The organism is Thalassovita mangrovi, assembly GCF_009857745.1.
In the GTDB taxonomy this organism is placed as follows: Bacteria; Pseudomonadota; Alphaproteobacteria; order Rhodobacterales; family Rhodobacteraceae; genus Thalassobius; species Thalassobius mangrovi.
Map to the genome: position 1 here is coordinate 80,119 of NZ_WWEN01000006.1, position 16,060 is coordinate 96,178.

Consider the following 16,060-nt stretch of genomic DNA (forward strand, 5'->3'; position numbering starts at 1 on the left):
ACCCTGCCCCGTTGCGGGCAGACAGGTCACAAAATTTCCAGAACATCCGCCATGAACGGATAGGCGCGCACCGCCGGTTCGACCACGTGGCTTTGCAGCACCGGCTTCAATTCGTCGGCCACCCGCGCGGGCATGTCCTGCAGGATGCCCTTGCGCGCCACCAGAGAAATTCGCCGCGACAGCGGCGCGAAGGGCAGTTCGAACACGTCGAGCTGATCGGCAAAGCGCCGCGCCCGCATCAGCGCCAGCGGCGTCAGGATGGTCCAGCCCGCCCCCTGCGCCACCAGCGCCAGGATCGCGTGGTAGCTGTCCAGTTCGAACCGGTGCGCCAGCGTCAGGTTCTGCCGCGCCAGGTGCGATGACAGGATGCGGCCCATGTGGTGGCGGGTGGTGTAATGCACCAGCGGCAGCGCCTGCAGCTGCGGCAGCAACGGCTGGCCGCGGTCCACCGCGCCCTTGGGGGTGGCGACGACGAAGCCTTCGGACAGCAGCGGGTGGACTTCCATCCAGTCGGTTTCACCGCCCATGTCGGCAGCGACGATCACGTCCAACGCCCGCGCGTCGAGCTGGTCATAGAGGTGATGGCTGGCCCCGGTTTCCAGCAGGAACTGGCAGCCCTTCATTTCGCCGGCCAGCTTGGTCAGCAGGTGCGGCGTCACGTCGGTTTCGAAATCCTCGATCATGCCAAGCCGGAACCGGGTCAGCGCCGACATATCGGCCATCGCCAGTTCGGCGCGCGCCAGCGCCGCCTCGTTCAGGATGGTGCCGGCGCGGCGGCGGAAAATCTCGCCCGCCGGGGTCAGCGCCACGGGCCGCGTGTTGCGGATCAGCAGGGTCGCGCCGATGGCGGCTTCGAGATTGGTCAGTTGCTGGCTCACCGCCGAGGCGCTGGCGCCAAGCCGCCGCGCCGCGGCGGAAATGCTGCCTTCCTCGGCGGTGGCGACGAACACCTCGACCCCCCAAAGCGTGATCCGGCCGGGGCTGTCCACCATCGCGTTACTTGCTCATCTTGCTCAGCTTGTCCTGCAGCGCGGCCAGCTGTTCCTTGATCGCGTCAAGGCCCTCGTCCTCGCCCTCTTTCGCGGCCTTTGCGGACGCTTCGGGTTCCGGGCTGCTCCAGCCGCCGGACAACCCGCTGGTCATCGCCTTCAGGAAGGCTTCCTGCTGGGCCTGCAGCGCCTCGAAACCCGGCATGGTGGGCATCGGATTGGCCTTGGTCATGTTTTCCATCATCTTGGACTGACCTTCCTGCAGCATCTCGAAGGACATCTGCAGGAATTGCGGCACCATCGATCCGGCCTGAGTGGTATAGGTCCGCACCAGGTCGGTCAGCACATTGACCGGCAGCACGTTTTCACCGCGGCTTTCATGTTCGGCGATGATCTGCAGCAGGTATTGCCGGGTCAGGTCGTCGCCCGATTTCAGATCGACGATCTGCACCTCGCGGCCTTCGCGGATGAAGCCCGCGATGTCTTCCAGCGTGACATAGTCGCTGGTTTCGGTGTTGTACAAACGGCGACTGGCATAACGCTTTATCAGCAGCGGTTTTTTTTCGTCAGCCACGGGCGATCCTCCCAAAATGCAGCATTGCGGAAAAAGCTTATGCTAGCGCAGAAAAAAAAGAAAGGGCGGGCTTAAAGCCCGCCCTACGCGACGCATCTGATTGGGAGGAGGAGTGATGCGGCGGTCTTAACGATTACTTCGCTGCGGCTTTCTTGGCCGCTGCGGTGGCGTCCTTGGCGGCTTTCTGAACCGCGGCCGATGCTTCTTCGGTGATGTCCTTGCCCGCAGCCATCAGCAGTTCGACGGTTTCGGTCTGCAGTTTCTTGGCGATTTCGGCGAAGGCGGCCATGTTTTCGGCAGCGGTTTCGGCCGCAGCGGAAGCAAAATCGCTCAGCGCCTTGGCGTAATCGGCCGGCTCGTCCTTGACCTTGGAGACGTCGCTCAGCTTGGCCAGGGTGTCCTTGGTCCACTTGCTGGAAATTTCCGACGATTTTTCAGCCGCCGACAGCGCTGCCGAGGTCAGCTTTTCGTTCAGGGCCGCCTGGGTCTTGAATGCATCTTCAACGGCCTTGGTGTCGACCGGGAACGCGCCCATCATGTCTTTCATGATCGCGGTGAAATCTTGAGTTTTTGCCATTGTTCCAAAATCCTTTTGTGCAACCGGACCCCCGCCCGGCATTTCTGCATCTGCAAACAATATGCATGCTGCAGCGCAGAAAATCAAGTGATTTCGCTGCGCCGCAGAATGAATTTCGGGTTGTGCAGGGATTTCAGTGGTTTGCCTTGACCTTCACATAGGTCCCCGGGGCCGGTTCGAGCGCCGGGTAACCCGAATCACCAGGGGTGCGCGCCGGGACCATCTTGCCCGAGCGCTTGCGCAGCCAGGCTTCCCAACGCGGCCACCAGCTGCCGTCGTGCCGGGTGGCGCCTGCCATCCAGCCTTCGGCGTCCTGGCTCAGGTCGTCATTGGTGTAATGGCCGTACTTGTTCTTCGCCGGCGAATTCACGATCCCGGCGACGTGGCCCGATTCCGACACGATGAAGGTACGGTTCTTCGAACTGGTCTGCCGGAAGCCGCGATAGCAATCCTTCCAGCGCGCGATATGGTCGTTTTCGCAGGTCACCGCCAGGATCGGCACGTCGACATCGCTGACATGCAGCTTTTCGCCCAGCAACTCGAACCCGCCGTCGACGAATTCGTTGCGCTGGCACAACCCGCGCAGATACTGCATCACCATCCGCCCCGGCAGGTTCGCCCCGTCGCCGTTCCAATAGAGCAGATCAAAGGCGGGCGGCGCTTCGCCCAGCATGTAGCTGCGGATCGCCGGGCTGTAGATCAGGTCGTTGGAGCGCAGGAAGCTCATCGTGCGGCCCATGATGAAGCCGCGCAGGATGCCCTGCTTTTCGACCTCCACCTCGATCCCGTCGATGAAATCGTTCTGCAGGAACGGGGTGAATTCGCCCTGGTCGCTGAAATCGGTCAGCGCGGTGAAGAAGGTGGCCGACTTGATCGACTTGTCGCCGCGCTTCTTCAGCAGCGACAGCACCAGGTGCAACGTTGTCCCGGCGATGCAATAGCCCACCGCGTTGACCTGCTTTTCGCCGGTGATCTCCTTCGCCACCCGGATCGCCTCGAGGAAGCCTTCCTCGATATAATGCTCCATCCCGATGTCGCGATAGCTGCGATCGGGGTTGAACCAGCTGACCACATACAGTGTGTAGCCCTGTTCGGTGATCCACTTGATCAGGCTGTTCTGCGCCTTCAGGTCGAGGATGTAGAACTTGTTGATCCAGGGCGGGAAGATCACGATCGGGGTGGCGTGGACCTGTTCGGTAGCGGGACTGTACTGGATCAGCTCCATCATCCGGTTGCGATAGACCACCTGCCCCGGCGTGGTGGCGATGTTGCGGCCCAGCTCGAAAGCGCTGTCATCGGCCAGCCGGACCAGCATTTCGCCCTGGTTCGCCTCCAGGTCCGCGACCAGGTTTTCCAGGCCCCGCACCAGGCTTTCGCCCTCGGTTTCCACCGCCTTCTCCAAGGCGTCGGGGTTGGTGCCCAGGAAATTGGTCGGCGCCATCATGTCGATGATCTGCTGGGCGAAGTAGTTCAGCCGCTTGCGCTCGGTCTCGTCGAGATCCTGCAATTCGCCCACCGCTTTGCGGATCGCATCGGCGTTGCGCATGTATTGCTGTTTGACGAAGTTGAAATAGGGGTGCGTCTTCCACAGCGGGTTGGAAAACCGCCGGTCGTCGCCGGTTTCGTCCTCGGGCGCCTGGAAGGTGCCCTTGGCCAGCGCCTGCTGCGCCTCGATATAGTGCTTCACCGACTTGCCCCAGAATTCGAGCTGATTCTCGAAAAGCTTGGCCGGATTCTGCACCATCTCGGCCCAATAGGTCGTCGCGGCGTTCAGAAACACATCGTGATCGGGCGCGTTCAAAGTCGGATTGGCCGGGTTGCGCTGCGATACCGCGTTAATAAACCTCTGAGAAAGCTCCTCAACCCGCGCCAGGTTGGCGTTCAGCCGGTCGAGATTTTCGAGAGCAATGTCCTCTTTAGTTGTCATATCAACAAAACCCCCTTATCTTTGCTGCTGTGCAGCATTCGTAATGCGGTACTCTATGATGCGTTGTCGCCGGCGCCCGGTAAATAGTGACGGCAGGACCTGGTGGGACAGCGGAGATAAAAGGAAACGCTCATGCGCTACATGGCCACCTACGATCTTATGGAAACTTTCCGTAACACGAACCAATGGTTGGGTGCCTCCGCCCTGTCGCTTGCATCCTATCCGGTTTTTTCGATGGTGCCAAACCCCGCCTTGCAGTGGATGGCGGCCTGGGGCGAAGTGACGGAACGTACTTTCCAGCGCATGGTCGTGAAACCCAGCTGGGGCATCCGCTCTATCACCTGCGAAGACGGCAAGGACCACCTGGTCAGCAAGGAAATCGCGGTCGAGGGCGATTTCGGCGATCTGATCCATTTCAAGGTCGCCGGGCGCAAGACCAAGCCGCGCAAGGTTCTGCTGGTTGCGCCGATGTCCGGCCATTATGCGACTCTGCTTCGTTCCACGGTGATCAGCCTGCTGCCCGATTGCGAACTCTACGTGACGGATTGGCATAACGCGCGTGACATTCCGGTCTCGGCCGGCAAGTTCGACGTGGAGGATTACACCCTCTACCTGGTCGACTACATGAAGCATCTGGGCCCCGACACCCATGTGATCGCGGTCTGCCAGCCGGCGCCGCTGACGCTGGCCGCCACCGCCTACCTGGCCGGTGAGGAACCCGAGGCGCAGCCGAAATCGCTGACCCTGATCGGCGGCCCGATCGACCCCGATGCCACCCCCACCGACGTGACCGATTTCGGCAACCGCGTCACCATGGGGCAGCTGGAGGAAATGATGATCCAGCGGGTCGGCTACAAGTACAAGGGCGTGGGGCGGCTGGTTTACCCCGGTCTGCTGCAACTGGCGTCGTTCATGTCGATGAACGCCGACCGCCACAGCCAGGCGTTTTCCGATCAGATCCACCGGGTGCTGAAGGGCGAAGCCGCCGATCACGACGCCCACAACCGGTTCTACGACGAATACCTGGCGGTGATGGACATGACCGCCGAATTCTACCTCACGACGGTGGAACGGATCTTCAAGAACGGCGAGATCGCCAAGAACGAATTCACCATCAACGGCAAGCATGTCGATATCGGCAAGATCACCACGGTCGCGGTGAAGACGGTCGAAGGCGCGAATGACGACATTTCCGCCCCCGGCCAATGCATCGCGGCGCTGAACCTGTGCACCGGTCTGCCCGATGAAAAGAAGGCCAGCCATGTCGAACCCGGCGCCGGTCATTACGGCATCTTCGCCGGCAAGAGCTGGCGCAACAACATCCGCCCGCTGGTGCTGGATTTCATCGACGCCAACAGCGGCAAGGGGCCGTCGAAACCCGCCAACAAGAACGCCGCCGCGCGCTGAGCGGATCGGATTGACGAAACAAACGGCGGGGCCTGTGCCCCGCCGTTTTTATTTGAGTTGTCGAGAAGCCGGGCCAGCGCCAGTCCGCGGGGTGGCGCTGCGAACATCTGAGCATGGCAGTTACTGTCGGCCACATTCGCGCGCTGCAACAGCTGCCATGCTACCCTTCACCACTCCCCAATTTCATTCAGACTAAACGCGGAGGGTAGCCCCCGGCCGCGGGTGGGGGTGAAGCCCCCGCCCATGGGGGCGGTCGGGGGCTGCCCGGCCTACAGCCGGGCGGGAGCGTCAACCAAAGCGCGCCGCGCACCTCAAGAATTTTCAGATAGCTATGTAGAGCATATCGCTTTGCGGAACGATTGAGCGACCTTCCAGCATCCCGCCCAAGTCAATCAGTCCCCCTGCCGGCCCCGCCACCAACCGTGCAGCGCCCGGCAGATCGGCACCACGTCCAGCGCCGCGATGGCGACGCCCAGCGGGAACATCCAGAACCCGAACACCGGCAGGAACCCGAACAACCCCGCCAGCATCAGCAGCAGCCCCGCCAGCAGCCGCAGCCCCGGCGGGATATGGCGGCGGGTCCAGATCTGCAGCCGCCGGAGCTGCCGTACCGCCTTGGATTTGCCCTTGCCCGTCATGCCCTCTGTACGGCAGGCCGCGCCATCCAGCGGCGCAGCGCGGCGGTGACCGCCTCGGGCTGTTCCAGCACCGGCAGATGCCCGGCGCCGGGGATGATTTCCAGTTCCGCATAGGGGATCAGGTCGGCCATGAAGCGGTGCCGCTTCACCGGGGTCAGCCCGTCCTCTTCCCCGCAAAGCACCAGCGCCGGGCATTTGCATTTACGCAGGGTCGGCTGCTGATCCTGGCGGCGCTGCAGCGCACGGACCTGGCGCACGAAGACCTCGGGTCCCATGTCGCGGGCCATGTCGAACAGCGCGTTCAGCACCGCCATCCGCCCCGGCCCCGGGGCCAGGAAATCGGGTTTCATGAAGTCGCGCATCGCTTCGTCCAGCTGGCCCGAACGCGCCTTGATGATGAAGGGTTCGTACATCGCCGCCGATTGCGGCGTTTCGGCCAGCGCGTTGGTATCCATCAAGGCGATCCGGGTGACCCGGTCGGGCGCGCGGCGCAGGATTTCCATCGCCACGATGCCGCCCATCGACAGCCCGGCCAGCGCGAAACGCTGCGGCAGCCCGTCCAGCAGGTTTGAGGCGATTTCCTCCATCCGCTCGCCGCCGGTGATCGGCGCCACCGTCACCGCGGTGTCGCGGCTCAGATCGGCCAGCTGCGGCGCGAACAGCCGCGCGTCGCACATCATGCCGGGAAGGAATACCAAAGACTCTGTCATGCTGCCTGCTCCGATCCTTGCTTTGGGCTCAGAATTCGGCGCGCGGGCGCGGCTGTCAATTATTTCCCGCCGTAGCCCTGCCAACGGAACGCACCGTCATCGCGCAGCGGCGAAAACGGGTTATGGGCGATTTCCCAGACATGGCCGTCGGGATCGGCGAAATAGGCGATGTAGCCGCCCCAGAACACCTCTCCCGGTTCCTTCAGGATACGGGCGCCGGCCGCCCGCGCGGCCTCGGTCACCGCATCGACGCCCGCCTTGTCGCGCTGGTTGCAGGCCAGCGTCATCGCGCCGGTGCCCAGGGTTTCGGGGTCCACCCCCATGTCGCGCGCCAGGTCGGATTTGGGATAAAGCCCCAGCGACTGGCCCAGCAGGTCATAGACGATCATGCCCGCGGGCGCGTCCTGCCTTTGCCACCCCAAAGCATCGTAGAAAGCGGCGGAACGGGCGGGATCATCAACCGCAAGGGTGATCAGGGAAACGCGCGGGTCCATTGGCAGGGTTCCTCGGCAAGGGGGTATGGCGCGAGGCTATGCAGCCCCGCCGCGCATATCAACCCTTGGACCGTGACAGCACCTTTTCCACCGACTTTTCGATCAGCACCAGGCAGTCGGGATCGGAAAACCGGTGATCCGCGCCTTTCACCAGGGTCAGGCGGATATCGTCTCCCTCGACATGGTTCAGCAGCCGCACGGCGGTCTGGGTCGGCACCGCCGTGTCGTTCGTGCCCTGCAGGAAGCGCACCGGGAAATCCAGCCGCAGCGGGCTGCGCAGCACCAGCCGGTCGCGCCCTTCCTCGATCAGTCGCTTGGAGATGATGTAATCCTCGTCATAGTCCGACGGCATGGCAACGAAACCCTTTTCCGCCAGCTCGGCCTTCTGCGCGTCGGTGAAGCTGGCCCAGTATCCATCCTCGGTGAAATCGGGGGCGGCGGCGATGGTGACCATGCCGACGATCCGGTCGGGGATCGCGCGAGCCAGCAGCAGCGCCTGCCAGCCGCCCATCGAGCTGCCCACCACCACGATCGGCCCCTCGGTCAGCTGATCGACCACCGCCAAGGTATCTTCGTGCCAGTCGCCGATCGCACCCTCGGCGAAGCTGCCCGAGCTTTGGCCGTGGCCGGAATAGTCGAAGCGGATATAGGACAGGCCCTTGGACTTGGCCCAGGCTTCGAGGAACACCGCCTTGGTGCCTTCCATGTCGGATTTCAGCCCGGAACAGAAGATCACGGTCGGCCCCTGGCCTTCGGTCTTTTCATAGGCGATCCGGCGGCCCTGCGGGGTGGTCAGAAATTCCATTGCTCTCTCCCGATGATTTGCGGCCAATCTAGCGGCGGCTTGGCGTAGGGAAAAGCGGTTTGGCCCTGCCCTATGGCACCACCGAGATTTCGTTCTTGAAACAGCGCAGTGAGAAGCTCGACCGCGACTGGCGGATGCCCTTGATCCGGTGCAGCCTTTCGCGCAGGAACCTCTCGTAACCGCGGGTGCCGCTGACGGCGAGCTTGGCGAAGATGTCGAAATCCCCTGACGTCATCCGCACCTCCAGCACCTCGGGGAACCGGGACAGGGTTTCGCAAACCGCTTCGACCCCGACCCCTTCATTGCGTTCCAGCGCCAGTTCCAGCAGCACCGTTTCGGGCAATCCCACCGCTTCCTGATCGACACGCGCGCCATAGCCCTTGATCACCCCGGATTTTTCCAGCCGCCGCAGCCGTTGCCAGCACTGGCTGGCCGACAGCCCGACCTTTTCGGCCAGGTCCGCGTTGGTCTGCCTCCCGTCGCGGGCCAGTTCCCGCAATATCCGCAGATCGGTATCCGACAGTTTCATCGCCGCATCCTCAAAATCTTCATTCGCACTTTCAATACCATGCAAAATTTAATTTTGCCATTCACCCATATTTTCTTAACTTCGACAGAATATTTTCTCCGTGATCGGTAACCTTATTGCAGAACAAACAATCAGCACAGCTGCGGAGGATCACATGGCGATTGGCAAGGGTAAGATCACGACCTGGTTCGAAGGCGACTGGCACGACGGCAACACACCGATCATGGGCGCCGCCGATCACGGCGCCTGGCTGGGCAGCCAGGTGTTCGACGGCGCGCGGATGTTCGAGGGCGTGCTGCCCGATCTGGACCTGCATTGCGCCCGCCTGCCCCGCTCGGCCCAGGCGCTTGGCATGATCCCCAGTGTCACCGGCGAAGAAATCGCCGCGCTGGTTCGGGACAAGGTGAAACAGGCCCCCAAGGGGGCGGAGCTGTATATCCGCCCGATGATGTGGTCGCGCGACAGCGGGGCGGGATTGATCGAACTCGACCCGGCCAGCACCGGCTTCGCGATCTGTATCGAGGAACTGGCGATGCCCGCCATCGAGGGGTTTTCGCTGACCGTTTCCCCCTATCGCCGCCCGCGTCAGGACATGGCGCTGACCGAGGCCAAGGCGGGATCGCTTTACGCCAATAACGGCCGCATCATGGTCTATGCCCGCCAGCACGGGTTTTCCAACGCGCTGTCGCTGGATATCGACGGCAACGTGGCCGAAACCGCGTCGACCAACGTGTTCCTGGTGCGCGACGGGGTGGTATTCACCCCCGCCCCGACGGGATGTTTCCTGAACGGTCTGACCCGGCAGCGGGTGATCGGGCTGCTGCGCGGCGACGGGGTGGAGGTGGTCGAGACCGCGCTGACGGTCGAGGATTTCCGCCTGGCCGAGGAAATCTTCGCCACCGGCAATATCGCCAAGGTGATGCCGGTATCGCGCTTCGAGGAACGCGAGCTGGGCATCGGCCCGGTCACGCTGCGGGCGCGCGGGCTGTATTGGGATTTCGCCCACAGCCCGGCGCAGGCCGACAGCGCCGCCTAAAGCTGCAGCTTGTAGCCGACATGGCTGGGCTTGAAGCCCAGCCGGTCATAGAACTCATGCGCGCCGGTGCGTTCGGCGTCCGAGGTCAGCTGCACCAATCCGCAGCCCTGCGCACGCGCCTTGTCGATGGCCCAGTCGAACATGAAGCGGCCGATACCCTCGCCACGCGCTTCGCGCGCCACCCGCACCGCCTCGATCTGCGCGCGCCACATGCCGTGGCGCGCCAGCCCGGGCAGGAAGCTCAGCTGCAGCGTGCCGATCACCTCGCCGCCGCGATCGGCCACGGCAAGGTAATGCGACGGATCGCGGTCGATGGACTCGAACGCGTTGCGATAGGTGGCGTCGACCAGCCCGCTTTCGCGCCCCTGCCCCAGCGGATCGTCGCTCAGCATCGCGACGATCCGGGACAGGTCCGCAGCGACGGCCCGGCGCATCACCGTCTGCGCGCCGGTCAATTGGAAATCCCCACGGCACGGCCCGCGCAGCCGGCTGCGGCAAAGATAATAACTTTCATCTGCCTGTCCTCTCGGATCGTTTAAAAACACATTTCTTGACATCATGTCCAGTTGACAGGGCGACAAGTAGGGCTACATTGACACCATGTCAAGCCAAAGCAAAAACACCCGCACCCGCATCCTCGACGCCGCCTGGAAACTTCTGGAATCCGGCGCCACCGTCCGCATGTCCGATATCGCCAAACAGGCCGGGATCAGCCGCCAGGCGCTGTACCTGCATTTTCCCACCCGGGCGGACCTGCTGATCGCCACCACCCGGCATCTCGACGAGGCGAAGGATATCGACGACCGGCTGGCCGCCAGCCGCGCGGCCGGGTCGGGGCGCGAACGCCTGGCGCTGTTCGTCGAGGCCTGGGGCAATTACATCCCCGAAATCCACGGCGTGGCACGGGCGCTGATGGCGATGCAGCACAGCGACGACGAGGCGCGCAACGCCTGGTCCGGCCGGATGCAGGCGGTGCGGATCGGCTGCGAGGCCGCGGTGGCGATGATCGAAGCCGATGGTATGCTGGCGCCGCATCTGGACCGCGACACCGCAACCGATCTGGTCTGGACCCTGTTGTCGGTCCCCAACTGGGAACAGCTGCGGCTGACCTGCGGCTGGTCGCAGGTCAGCTATGTCACGGAAATGAAACGGCTGACGGAACGCGCGGTGATCGCGCCGGGGCATTGAGTCGCGCGCGCAATACCTTTGCGCGCCCCGTCTTGACTTGCCCCCACCGCGCCCCCATTAAGGGCGCGAACATATAACCCGCAACCGGGCGTTCCGTGGGCGCCAAACTGACGAGGAGGCCAAAGAATGGCTGAAGTCACCCTTACTTTCCCCGATGGCAATCAACGTGCATTCGAGGCTGGCATTACCGCCGCCGAGATCGCCGAAGGCATTTCCAAATCCCTTGGCAAAAAAGCGATCAGCGCGACCGTGAACGGCGCGCATTGGGATCTGCAATGGCCAATCACCGAGGATGCCAGCATCGCCATCAACACCATGCAGGACGATGAACCGGCGCTGGAACTGATCCGCCACGACCTGGCCCATATCATGGCCCGCGCGGTGCAGGACATCTGGCCCGACGTCAAGGTCACCATCGGCCCGGTCCGCGATTACGGTTGGTTCTACGATTTCGACCGCGAAGACCCCTTCACCCCCGAAGACCTGGGCCGGATCGAAGCGCGGATGAAGGAAATCATCAACGCCCGCGACGAGGTCAAGACCGAGGTCTGGGACCGCGCCCGCGCGATCGAACATTATCGCGGCAGCAACGAGCCCTATAAGATCGAACTGATCGACCGCATCCCCGAAGGCGAAAACATCCGCATGTATTGGCATGGCCCATGGATGGACCTGTGCCGTGGCCCGCACCTGCAGAATACCGGCCAGGTGCCCGCCGACGGGTTCAAGCTGACCCATGTGGCCGGCGCCTACTGGCTGGGCGACAACACCCGCCCGATGCTGCAGCGGATTTATGGCGTCGCCTTCAAGGACCGCAAGGCGCTCAAGGCGCACATGACCATGCTGGAGGAAGCCGCCAAGCGCGACCACCGCAAGCTGGGCCGCGAAATGGACCTGTTCCACATGCAGGAAGAAGCCCCCGGTCAGGTGTTCTGGCACCCGAACGGATGGCGCATCTACACCACGCTGCAGGATTACATGCGCCGCCAGCAGCAGCGCGACGGCTATGTCGAGGTCAACACCCCGCAGGTGGTCGACCGCAAGCTGTGGGAAGCCTCGGGCCACTGGGAGAAATACCAGGAAAACATGTTCATCGTCGAAGTGGACGAGGAACATGCCCGCGAAAAGGCGATCAACGCGCTGAAGCCGATGAACTGCCCCTGCCACGTGGAAATCTTCAAGCAGGGTCTGAAATCCTATCGCGACCTGCCGCTGCGGATGGCCGAATTCGGCGCCTGCAACCGTTATGAACCCTCGGGCGCGTTGCACGGGATCATGCGGGTGCGCGGCTTCACCCAGGACGACGCGCATATCTTCTGCACCGAGCAGCAGATCGCCGAGGAAACCGAGAAGTTCATCGCCTTCCTCAGCAATATCTACCGCGATCTCGGTTTCTCAAGCTACAAGATCAAGTTCTCCGACCGCCCCGATATGCGCGCCGGTTCGGACGAGGTCTGGGACCGCGCCGAAGACGCGCTGCTGTCGGCCACCCGCAAGGTGACCAACGACATCGCGCTGAACCCCGGCGAAGGCGCCTTCTACGGGCCGAAGCTGGAATTCGTGCTGACCGACGCGATCGGCCGCGACTGGCAATGCGGCACCTTGCAGGTGGATTTCGTGCTGCCCGAACGGCTGGATGCGCATTACATCGGATCGGACGGCGAAAAGCACCGGCCCGTCATGCTGCACCGCGCCACGCTGGGCAGTTTCGAGCGCTTCATCGGCATCCTGATCGAAAACAGCGCCGGCAAGCTGCCGTTCTGGCTGGCGCCGCGCCAGGTCGTGGTTGCCGCCATCGTGTCGGATGCAGACGATTACTGCATGGAAGTGGTCAAGGCGCTGCGCGCCGCGGGCGTGAACGCCGAGGCCGATCTGCGCAACGAGAAGATCAACTACAAGGTCCGCGAACATTCGCTGAGCAAGGTTCCGGTGATCCTGGCCTGCGGCATGAAAGAGGTCGAGGACCGCACCGTGTCGGTCCGCCGCCTGGGCGAAAAGCAAACCTCGGTCACAACCCTGGACGAAATCGTGAGCCAGCTGAAGATCGAAGCGACGCCGCCCGACCTTCTGTAACAATCGAAAAAAACTTTCACGGCCCGCGACGGAAATCCCGCCGCGGGCCGTAACATTTCCGGGGATTTCCGCCGATATCGTGGCCCCGGCGCTCACACGGACACACGCACGTGTGAGGCACGGGCTCGTGAGTGGCCCGTTACGTCCCTCAATCCCTAGGTTTTACACATCGCCACCGAGCGATCTGGATTTGAAACCGAAAGGGAAGAGAAATGTCCAATACGATGAAAACCCTGGCCGTTGTCGGCGCCGTTGCCGCAGCGCTGTCCGCCCACGCCACCACCGCCAGCGCCGATGGCGCCAAGGAAAAATGCTTCGGCATCTCGCTGGCCGGTCAGAACGACTGCGCCGCAGGCCCCGGCACCACCTGCGCCGGCACCTCGAAGGTCGATTACCAGGGCAATGCCTGGAAACTCGTCGATGCGGGCACCTGCATGAATATCGAACTGCCGGCGATGGCCGACGGATCGATGCGCCACGGTTCGCTGGAAGCGCTGAGCCGCGACCTGCCGATGGAAGGCTGAGCCCCTTCTCGGGCCATTCACGGGGCGGGTCATCCCGCCCCGATCTTCAAGACCGGGGGAGAAAGCCATGTTCGACCAACCCAACACCCTGCCCGCCGCCCCGGGCGTCGGATACAAGCCGCAGCATTACAGCGATATCCTGGCCGATGCCGGGCCGGTGCGCTGGCTGGAAATCCATGCGGAAAACTACATGGGCGACGGCGGCCGACCGATCGCGCAACTGCGGTTCCTGGCCGATAGGTTTCCGATCTCGGTGCATGGCGTCGGGCTGTCCATCGGCGGCGAAACCCCGCTTGACCCGTCCCACCTGGCGCGGCTGAAATATCTCTGCGACTGGCTCAACCCCGCCAGCTTTTCCGAACACCTGGCCTGGTCGACCCATGACAGCGGTTTTCTGAACGACCTGCTGCCGCTGCCCTATACCAATGCCACGCTGGCCCGGGTCTGTTCCCATATCGACCAGGTGCAGGAAACGCTGGGCCGCCGGATGCTGCTGGAAAACCCGTCCTCCTACCTGGCCTTCGCGGAGTCGACCTATGACGAACCGGCCTTCCTGGCCGAGGTGTCGAAACGCACCGGCTGCGGGCTGCTGCTGGATGTGAACAACATCTTCGTGTCGGCCACCAACCTGAACTACGACCCGCGCGCCTATGTCGATGCCTTTCCGCTTGATCAGGTGGGGGAAATCCACCTCGGCGGCCATGACGAGGACGAAGACGATCACGGCGCGCCCCTGCTGATCGACAGCCACGGACGCGAGGTGGCCGATCCGGTCTGGACCCTGCTGGATTACGTGCTGGAAAAATCCGGGCCCCGCCCCACCCTGATCGAATGGGATACCGACGTGCCCGACTGGGCGACGCTGGCCCTTGAGGCCGCCCGCGCCGAGGCCGCGCTGGACAAGGTGCCGGCATGACCCAGACCGATTTCACCACCGCCATTTTCGATCCCGCCCGCCCGGTTCCCGCCGGGCTGACCGACGCGGCGGGCCGCCCGGCGGGCAAGCGGTTTTCGGTGTACCGCAACAACGTCGCGGTATCGCTGAAAGAGGCGCTGGAAACCGGGTTCCCGGCCACCGCCCGGCTGCTGGGTGAGGCGAATTTCGAAACCCTGGCGCAGAGATACCTACGCGCCCGGCCGCCGCAGTCGCCGCTGATGATGCTGTTCGGCGAAGGCTTCGCCGATTACATCGCCGCCATCCCGGCGCTGAAATCGCTGGGCTACCTGCCTGATGTGGCGCGGCTGGAATATGCAATGCGGCAATCCTATCACGCCGGTGATGCCGCACCTTTGGACCCGGCGAAGCTGGCCGCTCTGCCCCCCGAGGCGCTGAACCGCGCGCGGCTGAGCTTTGCCCCGGCGGTGCGGCTGGTCCTGTCGGACTGGCCGATCCACGCGATCCGGCAAAAGGCGCTGGAGCCAGACGCCCCCAACCCGCCCGGCACCGCCCAGCCGGTGCTGATCACCCGCCCCAATTACGATCCCGTGCCGCATCCGCTGGCGCCCGAACAGGCCGTCCTGATCGCCGCGCTGATGGATGGTGCGACCCTGTCGCGGGCATTGACACAGGCGCCCCGGGCCGACCTGGGTGCCGTGCTGAGCCTGCTTCTGGCGCAATCCGCGCTGACCGATATTGATGTGGAGACCCCGAAATGACCCCGCTGATCACCTCCTACACCGCCCTTGTCGACCGGCTGGACCGGAACGACTGGATCTTGCCGGTGCTCGCCCGGTTCCTGTTCGCCGCCATTCTGCTGGGCTATTTCTGGGCCTCGGCCCAGACCAAGCTGGGCGACGGTTTCTTCGGCTTCCTCAGCCCCTCGACCGGCGCCTATGCGCAGATTTTCCCGAAGACGTTCGAAGCGGTCGGATATGACAGCAGCCAGCTGGGCCCGCATCACTGGGCGGTCACGGTGGCCGGGACCTGGGCGGAATTCATCCTGCCCGCGCTGATCGTGCTGGGGCTGTTCACCCGCCCGGCCGCCGTCGGGATGATCGGGTTCATCGCTCTGCAATCGCTGACCGACCTGTTCGGCCATGGCGGCATCGAACACGCCGCAACCTTGGGCGCCTGGTTCGACCGGATGCCCGACGGGGTGATCCTGGACCAGCGCGGCTTCTGGATGCTGGCGCTGATCCTGCTGGTGGTGAAAGGCGCCGGCCCCTTGTCGCTGGACCGGCTTTTGCTCAGAAATGCGCCTTCGGTTCGTCCGGTTTGCCAGCCGCAATAGCCAGCAGCCCGCCGATCCCCACGAAGCCGATGGGGAACATGGTGAAGGCGTTGAAGCCGAAGGCATAGACCATGCCCGCCGCCGACAGCAGCATCAAAACGCCGCCCCACAGCGCCCGCGCCCGCGCCATCGCGCCGCCGGCAATCGCCAGCAAGGGCGAGACGAAGCTGGCCGCGCGGATGATTTCGGGGCTACTGACCTGTTCGAACAGGCCCTCGACCTCGCCGTAGCGGTCGATCATCTCGGTATAGCCGTAGCTGAAAAAGCCCACGATCATTCCGATGATCCCGCCGATGATGCCCAGCATCAGGGCCGCGTTGCGCATGTCCGGTCCTCCGTCATTCCGTCACTTCAGATA

General features: G+C 63.5%; 19 protein-coding genes. 8 read left to right on the forward strand and 11 right to left on the reverse strand.

Annotation, left to right across the window (positions count from 1 at the left end):
- Positions 1–26: 26 nt before the first annotated feature.
- The 4 genes from GR167_RS14255 to GR167_RS14270 all read right to left on the reverse strand — a co-directional run bounded on the left by GR167_RS14255 (position 27) and on the right by GR167_RS14270 (position 4,067).
- Complete coding sequence (locus GR167_RS14255; protein ID WP_160974381.1) at positions 27–992, reverse strand: LysR family transcriptional regulator; 966 nt, start codon at positions 990–992, stop codon at positions 27–29.
- Positions 993–996: 4 nt separating this feature from the next.
- Complete coding sequence (gene phaR / locus GR167_RS14260; protein ID WP_160974382.1) at positions 997–1,563, reverse strand: polyhydroxyalkanoate synthesis repressor PhaR; 567 nt, start codon at positions 1,561–1,563, stop codon at positions 997–999.
- A 133-nt stretch (positions 1,564–1,696) separates the two neighbouring features.
- Entirely contained in the window at positions 1,697–2,140 is a 444-nt protein-coding gene (locus GR167_RS14265) for a phasin family protein (protein WP_160974383.1), read from the reverse strand.
- A 133-nt stretch (positions 2,141–2,273) separates the two neighbouring features.
- On the reverse strand, positions 2,274–4,067 hold the full coding sequence (locus GR167_RS14270) for a PHA/PHB synthase family protein (RefSeq protein ID WP_160974384.1): 1,794 nt from the start codon (positions 4,065–4,067) through the stop codon (positions 2,274–2,276).
- Positions 4,068–4,199: 132 nt separating this feature from the next.
- On the opposite strand from GR167_RS14270, the gene phaZ reads away from it, so the two are divergent.
- Positions 4,200–5,474: a polyhydroxyalkanoate depolymerase gene (gene phaZ, locus GR167_RS14275; RefSeq protein ID WP_160974385.1), complete on the forward strand. Its 1,275-nt coding sequence runs from the start codon at positions 4,200–4,202 to the stop codon at positions 5,472–5,474.
- Positions 5,475–5,866: 392 nt separating this feature from the next.
- Here phaZ and GR167_RS14280 read toward each other — a convergent pair whose 3' ends face one another.
- The 5 genes from GR167_RS14280 to GR167_RS14300 form a co-directional block, all read right to left on the reverse strand.
- Complete coding sequence (locus GR167_RS14280; RefSeq protein WP_160974386.1) at positions 5,867–6,112, reverse strand: hypothetical protein; 246 nt, start codon at positions 6,110–6,112, stop codon at positions 5,867–5,869.
- Positions 6,109–6,822, reverse strand: a complete 714-nt coding sequence (locus tag GR167_RS14285) for an alpha/beta fold hydrolase (RefSeq protein WP_160974387.1) — start codon at positions 6,820–6,822, stop codon at positions 6,109–6,111. The genes GR167_RS14280 and GR167_RS14285 overlap by 4 nt, the downstream gene beginning before the upstream one ends.
- A gap of 59 nt (positions 6,823–6,881) precedes the next feature.
- The gene (locus GR167_RS14290) at positions 6,882–7,316 is read right to left on the reverse strand and encodes a VOC family protein (RefSeq protein WP_160974388.1); all 435 of its coding nucleotides are present in this window, start codon (positions 7,314–7,316) and stop codon (positions 6,882–6,884) included.
- A 58-nt stretch (positions 7,317–7,374) separates the two neighbouring features.
- Positions 7,375–8,121 (reverse strand): alpha/beta fold hydrolase, encoded by a 747-nt coding sequence (locus GR167_RS14295; RefSeq protein WP_160974389.1) that lies wholly within the window; start codon positions 8,119–8,121, stop codon positions 7,375–7,377.
- 70 nt (positions 8,122–8,191) lie between these two features.
- Complete coding sequence (locus GR167_RS14300; RefSeq protein ID WP_160974390.1) at positions 8,192–8,650, reverse strand: Lrp/AsnC family transcriptional regulator; 459 nt, start codon at positions 8,648–8,650, stop codon at positions 8,192–8,194.
- A 154-nt stretch (positions 8,651–8,804) separates the two neighbouring features.
- Between GR167_RS14300 and GR167_RS14305 the strand changes: the two genes are divergently transcribed.
- Positions 8,805–9,686 carry a branched-chain amino acid aminotransferase gene (locus GR167_RS14305; protein WP_160974391.1) on the forward strand — a complete coding sequence of 294 codons (882 nt, stop codon included), beginning with the start codon at positions 8,805–8,807 and terminating at the stop codon, positions 9,684–9,686.
- Here GR167_RS14305 and GR167_RS14310 read toward each other — a convergent pair.
- On the reverse strand, positions 9,683–10,141 hold the full coding sequence (locus GR167_RS14310) for a GNAT family N-acetyltransferase (protein ID WP_235915975.1): 459 nt from the start codon (positions 10,139–10,141) through the stop codon (positions 9,683–9,685). The genes GR167_RS14305 and GR167_RS14310 overlap by 4 nt on opposite strands.
- 145 nt (positions 10,142–10,286) lie before the next feature.
- On the opposite strand from GR167_RS14310, the gene GR167_RS14315 reads away from it, so the two are divergent.
- The 6 genes from GR167_RS14315 (at position 10,287) to GR167_RS14340 (ending at position 15,702) form a co-directional block, all read left to right on the forward strand.
- Complete coding sequence (locus GR167_RS14315; RefSeq protein WP_160974392.1) at positions 10,287–10,874, forward strand: TetR/AcrR family transcriptional regulator; 588 nt, start codon at positions 10,287–10,289, stop codon at positions 10,872–10,874.
- 126 nt (positions 10,875–11,000) lie between these two features.
- Positions 11,001–12,947: a threonine--tRNA ligase gene (gene thrS, locus GR167_RS14320; RefSeq protein ID WP_160974393.1), complete on the forward strand. Its 1,947-nt coding sequence runs from the start codon at positions 11,001–11,003 to the stop codon at positions 12,945–12,947.
- Between the two features lie 212 nt (positions 12,948–13,159).
- Positions 13,160–13,471: a BufA1 family periplasmic bufferin-type metallophore gene (locus GR167_RS14325; RefSeq protein WP_160974394.1), complete on the forward strand. Its 312-nt coding sequence runs from the start codon at positions 13,160–13,162 to the stop codon at positions 13,469–13,471.
- A 67-nt stretch (positions 13,472–13,538) separates the two neighbouring features.
- Positions 13,539–14,387: an MNIO family bufferin maturase gene (gene bufB / locus GR167_RS14330; RefSeq protein WP_160974395.1), complete on the forward strand. Its 849-nt coding sequence runs from the start codon at positions 13,539–13,541 to the stop codon at positions 14,385–14,387.
- Positions 14,384–15,127 (forward strand): HvfC/BufC N-terminal domain-containing protein, encoded by a 744-nt coding sequence (locus GR167_RS14335; protein WP_160974396.1) that lies wholly within the window; start codon positions 14,384–14,386, stop codon positions 15,125–15,127. Before bufB ends, GR167_RS14335 begins: the two co-directional genes overlap by 4 nt.
- Positions 15,124–15,702: a DoxX family protein gene (locus GR167_RS14340; RefSeq protein WP_160974397.1), complete on the forward strand. Its 579-nt coding sequence runs from the start codon at positions 15,124–15,126 to the stop codon at positions 15,700–15,702. Before GR167_RS14335 ends, GR167_RS14340 begins: the two co-directional genes overlap by 4 nt.
- On the opposite strand, the gene GR167_RS14345 is transcribed toward GR167_RS14340, so the two are convergent.
- A complete protein-coding gene (locus tag GR167_RS14345; protein WP_160974398.1) occupies positions 15,659–16,027 on the reverse strand; it encodes a hypothetical protein in 369 nt (122 codons plus the stop codon). The genes GR167_RS14340 and GR167_RS14345 overlap by 44 nt on opposite strands.
- Positions 16,028–16,060: the final 33 nt, after the last annotated feature.

Excerpts from the sequence above, each read along its gene's own strand:
- GR167_RS14255 (WP_160974381.1), bottom strand. The coding sequence starts at position 992 with ATGGTGGACAGCCCCGGCCGGATCACGCTTTGGGGGGTCGAGGTGTTC.
- GR167_RS14265 (WP_160974383.1), bottom strand. The coding sequence starts at position 2,140 with ATGGCAAAAACTCAAGATTTCACCGCGATCATGAAAGACATGATGGGC.
- GR167_RS14270 (WP_160974384.1), bottom strand. The coding sequence starts at position 4,067 with ATGACAACTAAAGAGGACATTGCTCTCGAAAATCTCGACCGGCTGAAC.
- phaZ (WP_160974385.1), top strand. The coding sequence starts at position 4,200 with ATGCGCTACATGGCCACCTACGATCTTATGGAAACTTTCCGTAACACG.
- GR167_RS14280 (WP_160974386.1), bottom strand. The coding sequence starts at position 6,112 with ATGACGGGCAAGGGCAAATCCAAGGCGGTACGGCAGCTCCGGCGGCTG.
- GR167_RS14285 (WP_160974387.1), bottom strand. The coding sequence starts at position 6,822 with ATGACAGAGTCTTTGGTATTCCTTCCCGGCATGATGTGCGACGCGCGG.
- GR167_RS14290 (WP_160974388.1), bottom strand. The coding sequence starts at position 7,316 with ATGGACCCGCGCGTTTCCCTGATCACCCTTGCGGTTGATGATCCCGCC.
- GR167_RS14295 (WP_160974389.1), bottom strand. The coding sequence starts at position 8,121 with ATGGAATTTCTGACCACCCCGCAGGGCCGCCGGATCGCCTATGAAAAG.
- GR167_RS14300 (WP_160974390.1), bottom strand. The coding sequence starts at position 8,650 with ATGAAACTGTCGGATACCGATCTGCGGATATTGCGGGAACTGGCCCGC.
- GR167_RS14305 (WP_160974391.1), top strand. The coding sequence starts at position 8,805 with ATGGCGATTGGCAAGGGTAAGATCACGACCTGGTTCGAAGGCGACTGG.
- GR167_RS14315 (WP_160974392.1), top strand. The coding sequence starts at position 10,287 with ATGTCAAGCCAAAGCAAAAACACCCGCACCCGCATCCTCGACGCCGCC.
- thrS (WP_160974393.1), top strand. The coding sequence starts at position 11,001 with ATGGCTGAAGTCACCCTTACTTTCCCCGATGGCAATCAACGTGCATTC.
- GR167_RS14325 (WP_160974394.1), top strand. The coding sequence starts at position 13,160 with ATGTCCAATACGATGAAAACCCTGGCCGTTGTCGGCGCCGTTGCCGCA.
- bufB (WP_160974395.1), top strand. The coding sequence starts at position 13,539 with ATGTTCGACCAACCCAACACCCTGCCCGCCGCCCCGGGCGTCGGATAC.
- GR167_RS14335 (WP_160974396.1), top strand. The coding sequence starts at position 14,384 with ATGACCCAGACCGATTTCACCACCGCCATTTTCGATCCCGCCCGCCCG.
- GR167_RS14340 (WP_160974397.1), top strand. The coding sequence starts at position 15,124 with ATGACCCCGCTGATCACCTCCTACACCGCCCTTGTCGACCGGCTGGAC.
- GR167_RS14345 (WP_160974398.1), bottom strand. The coding sequence starts at position 16,027 with ATGCGCAACGCGGCCCTGATGCTGGGCATCATCGGCGGGATCATCGGA.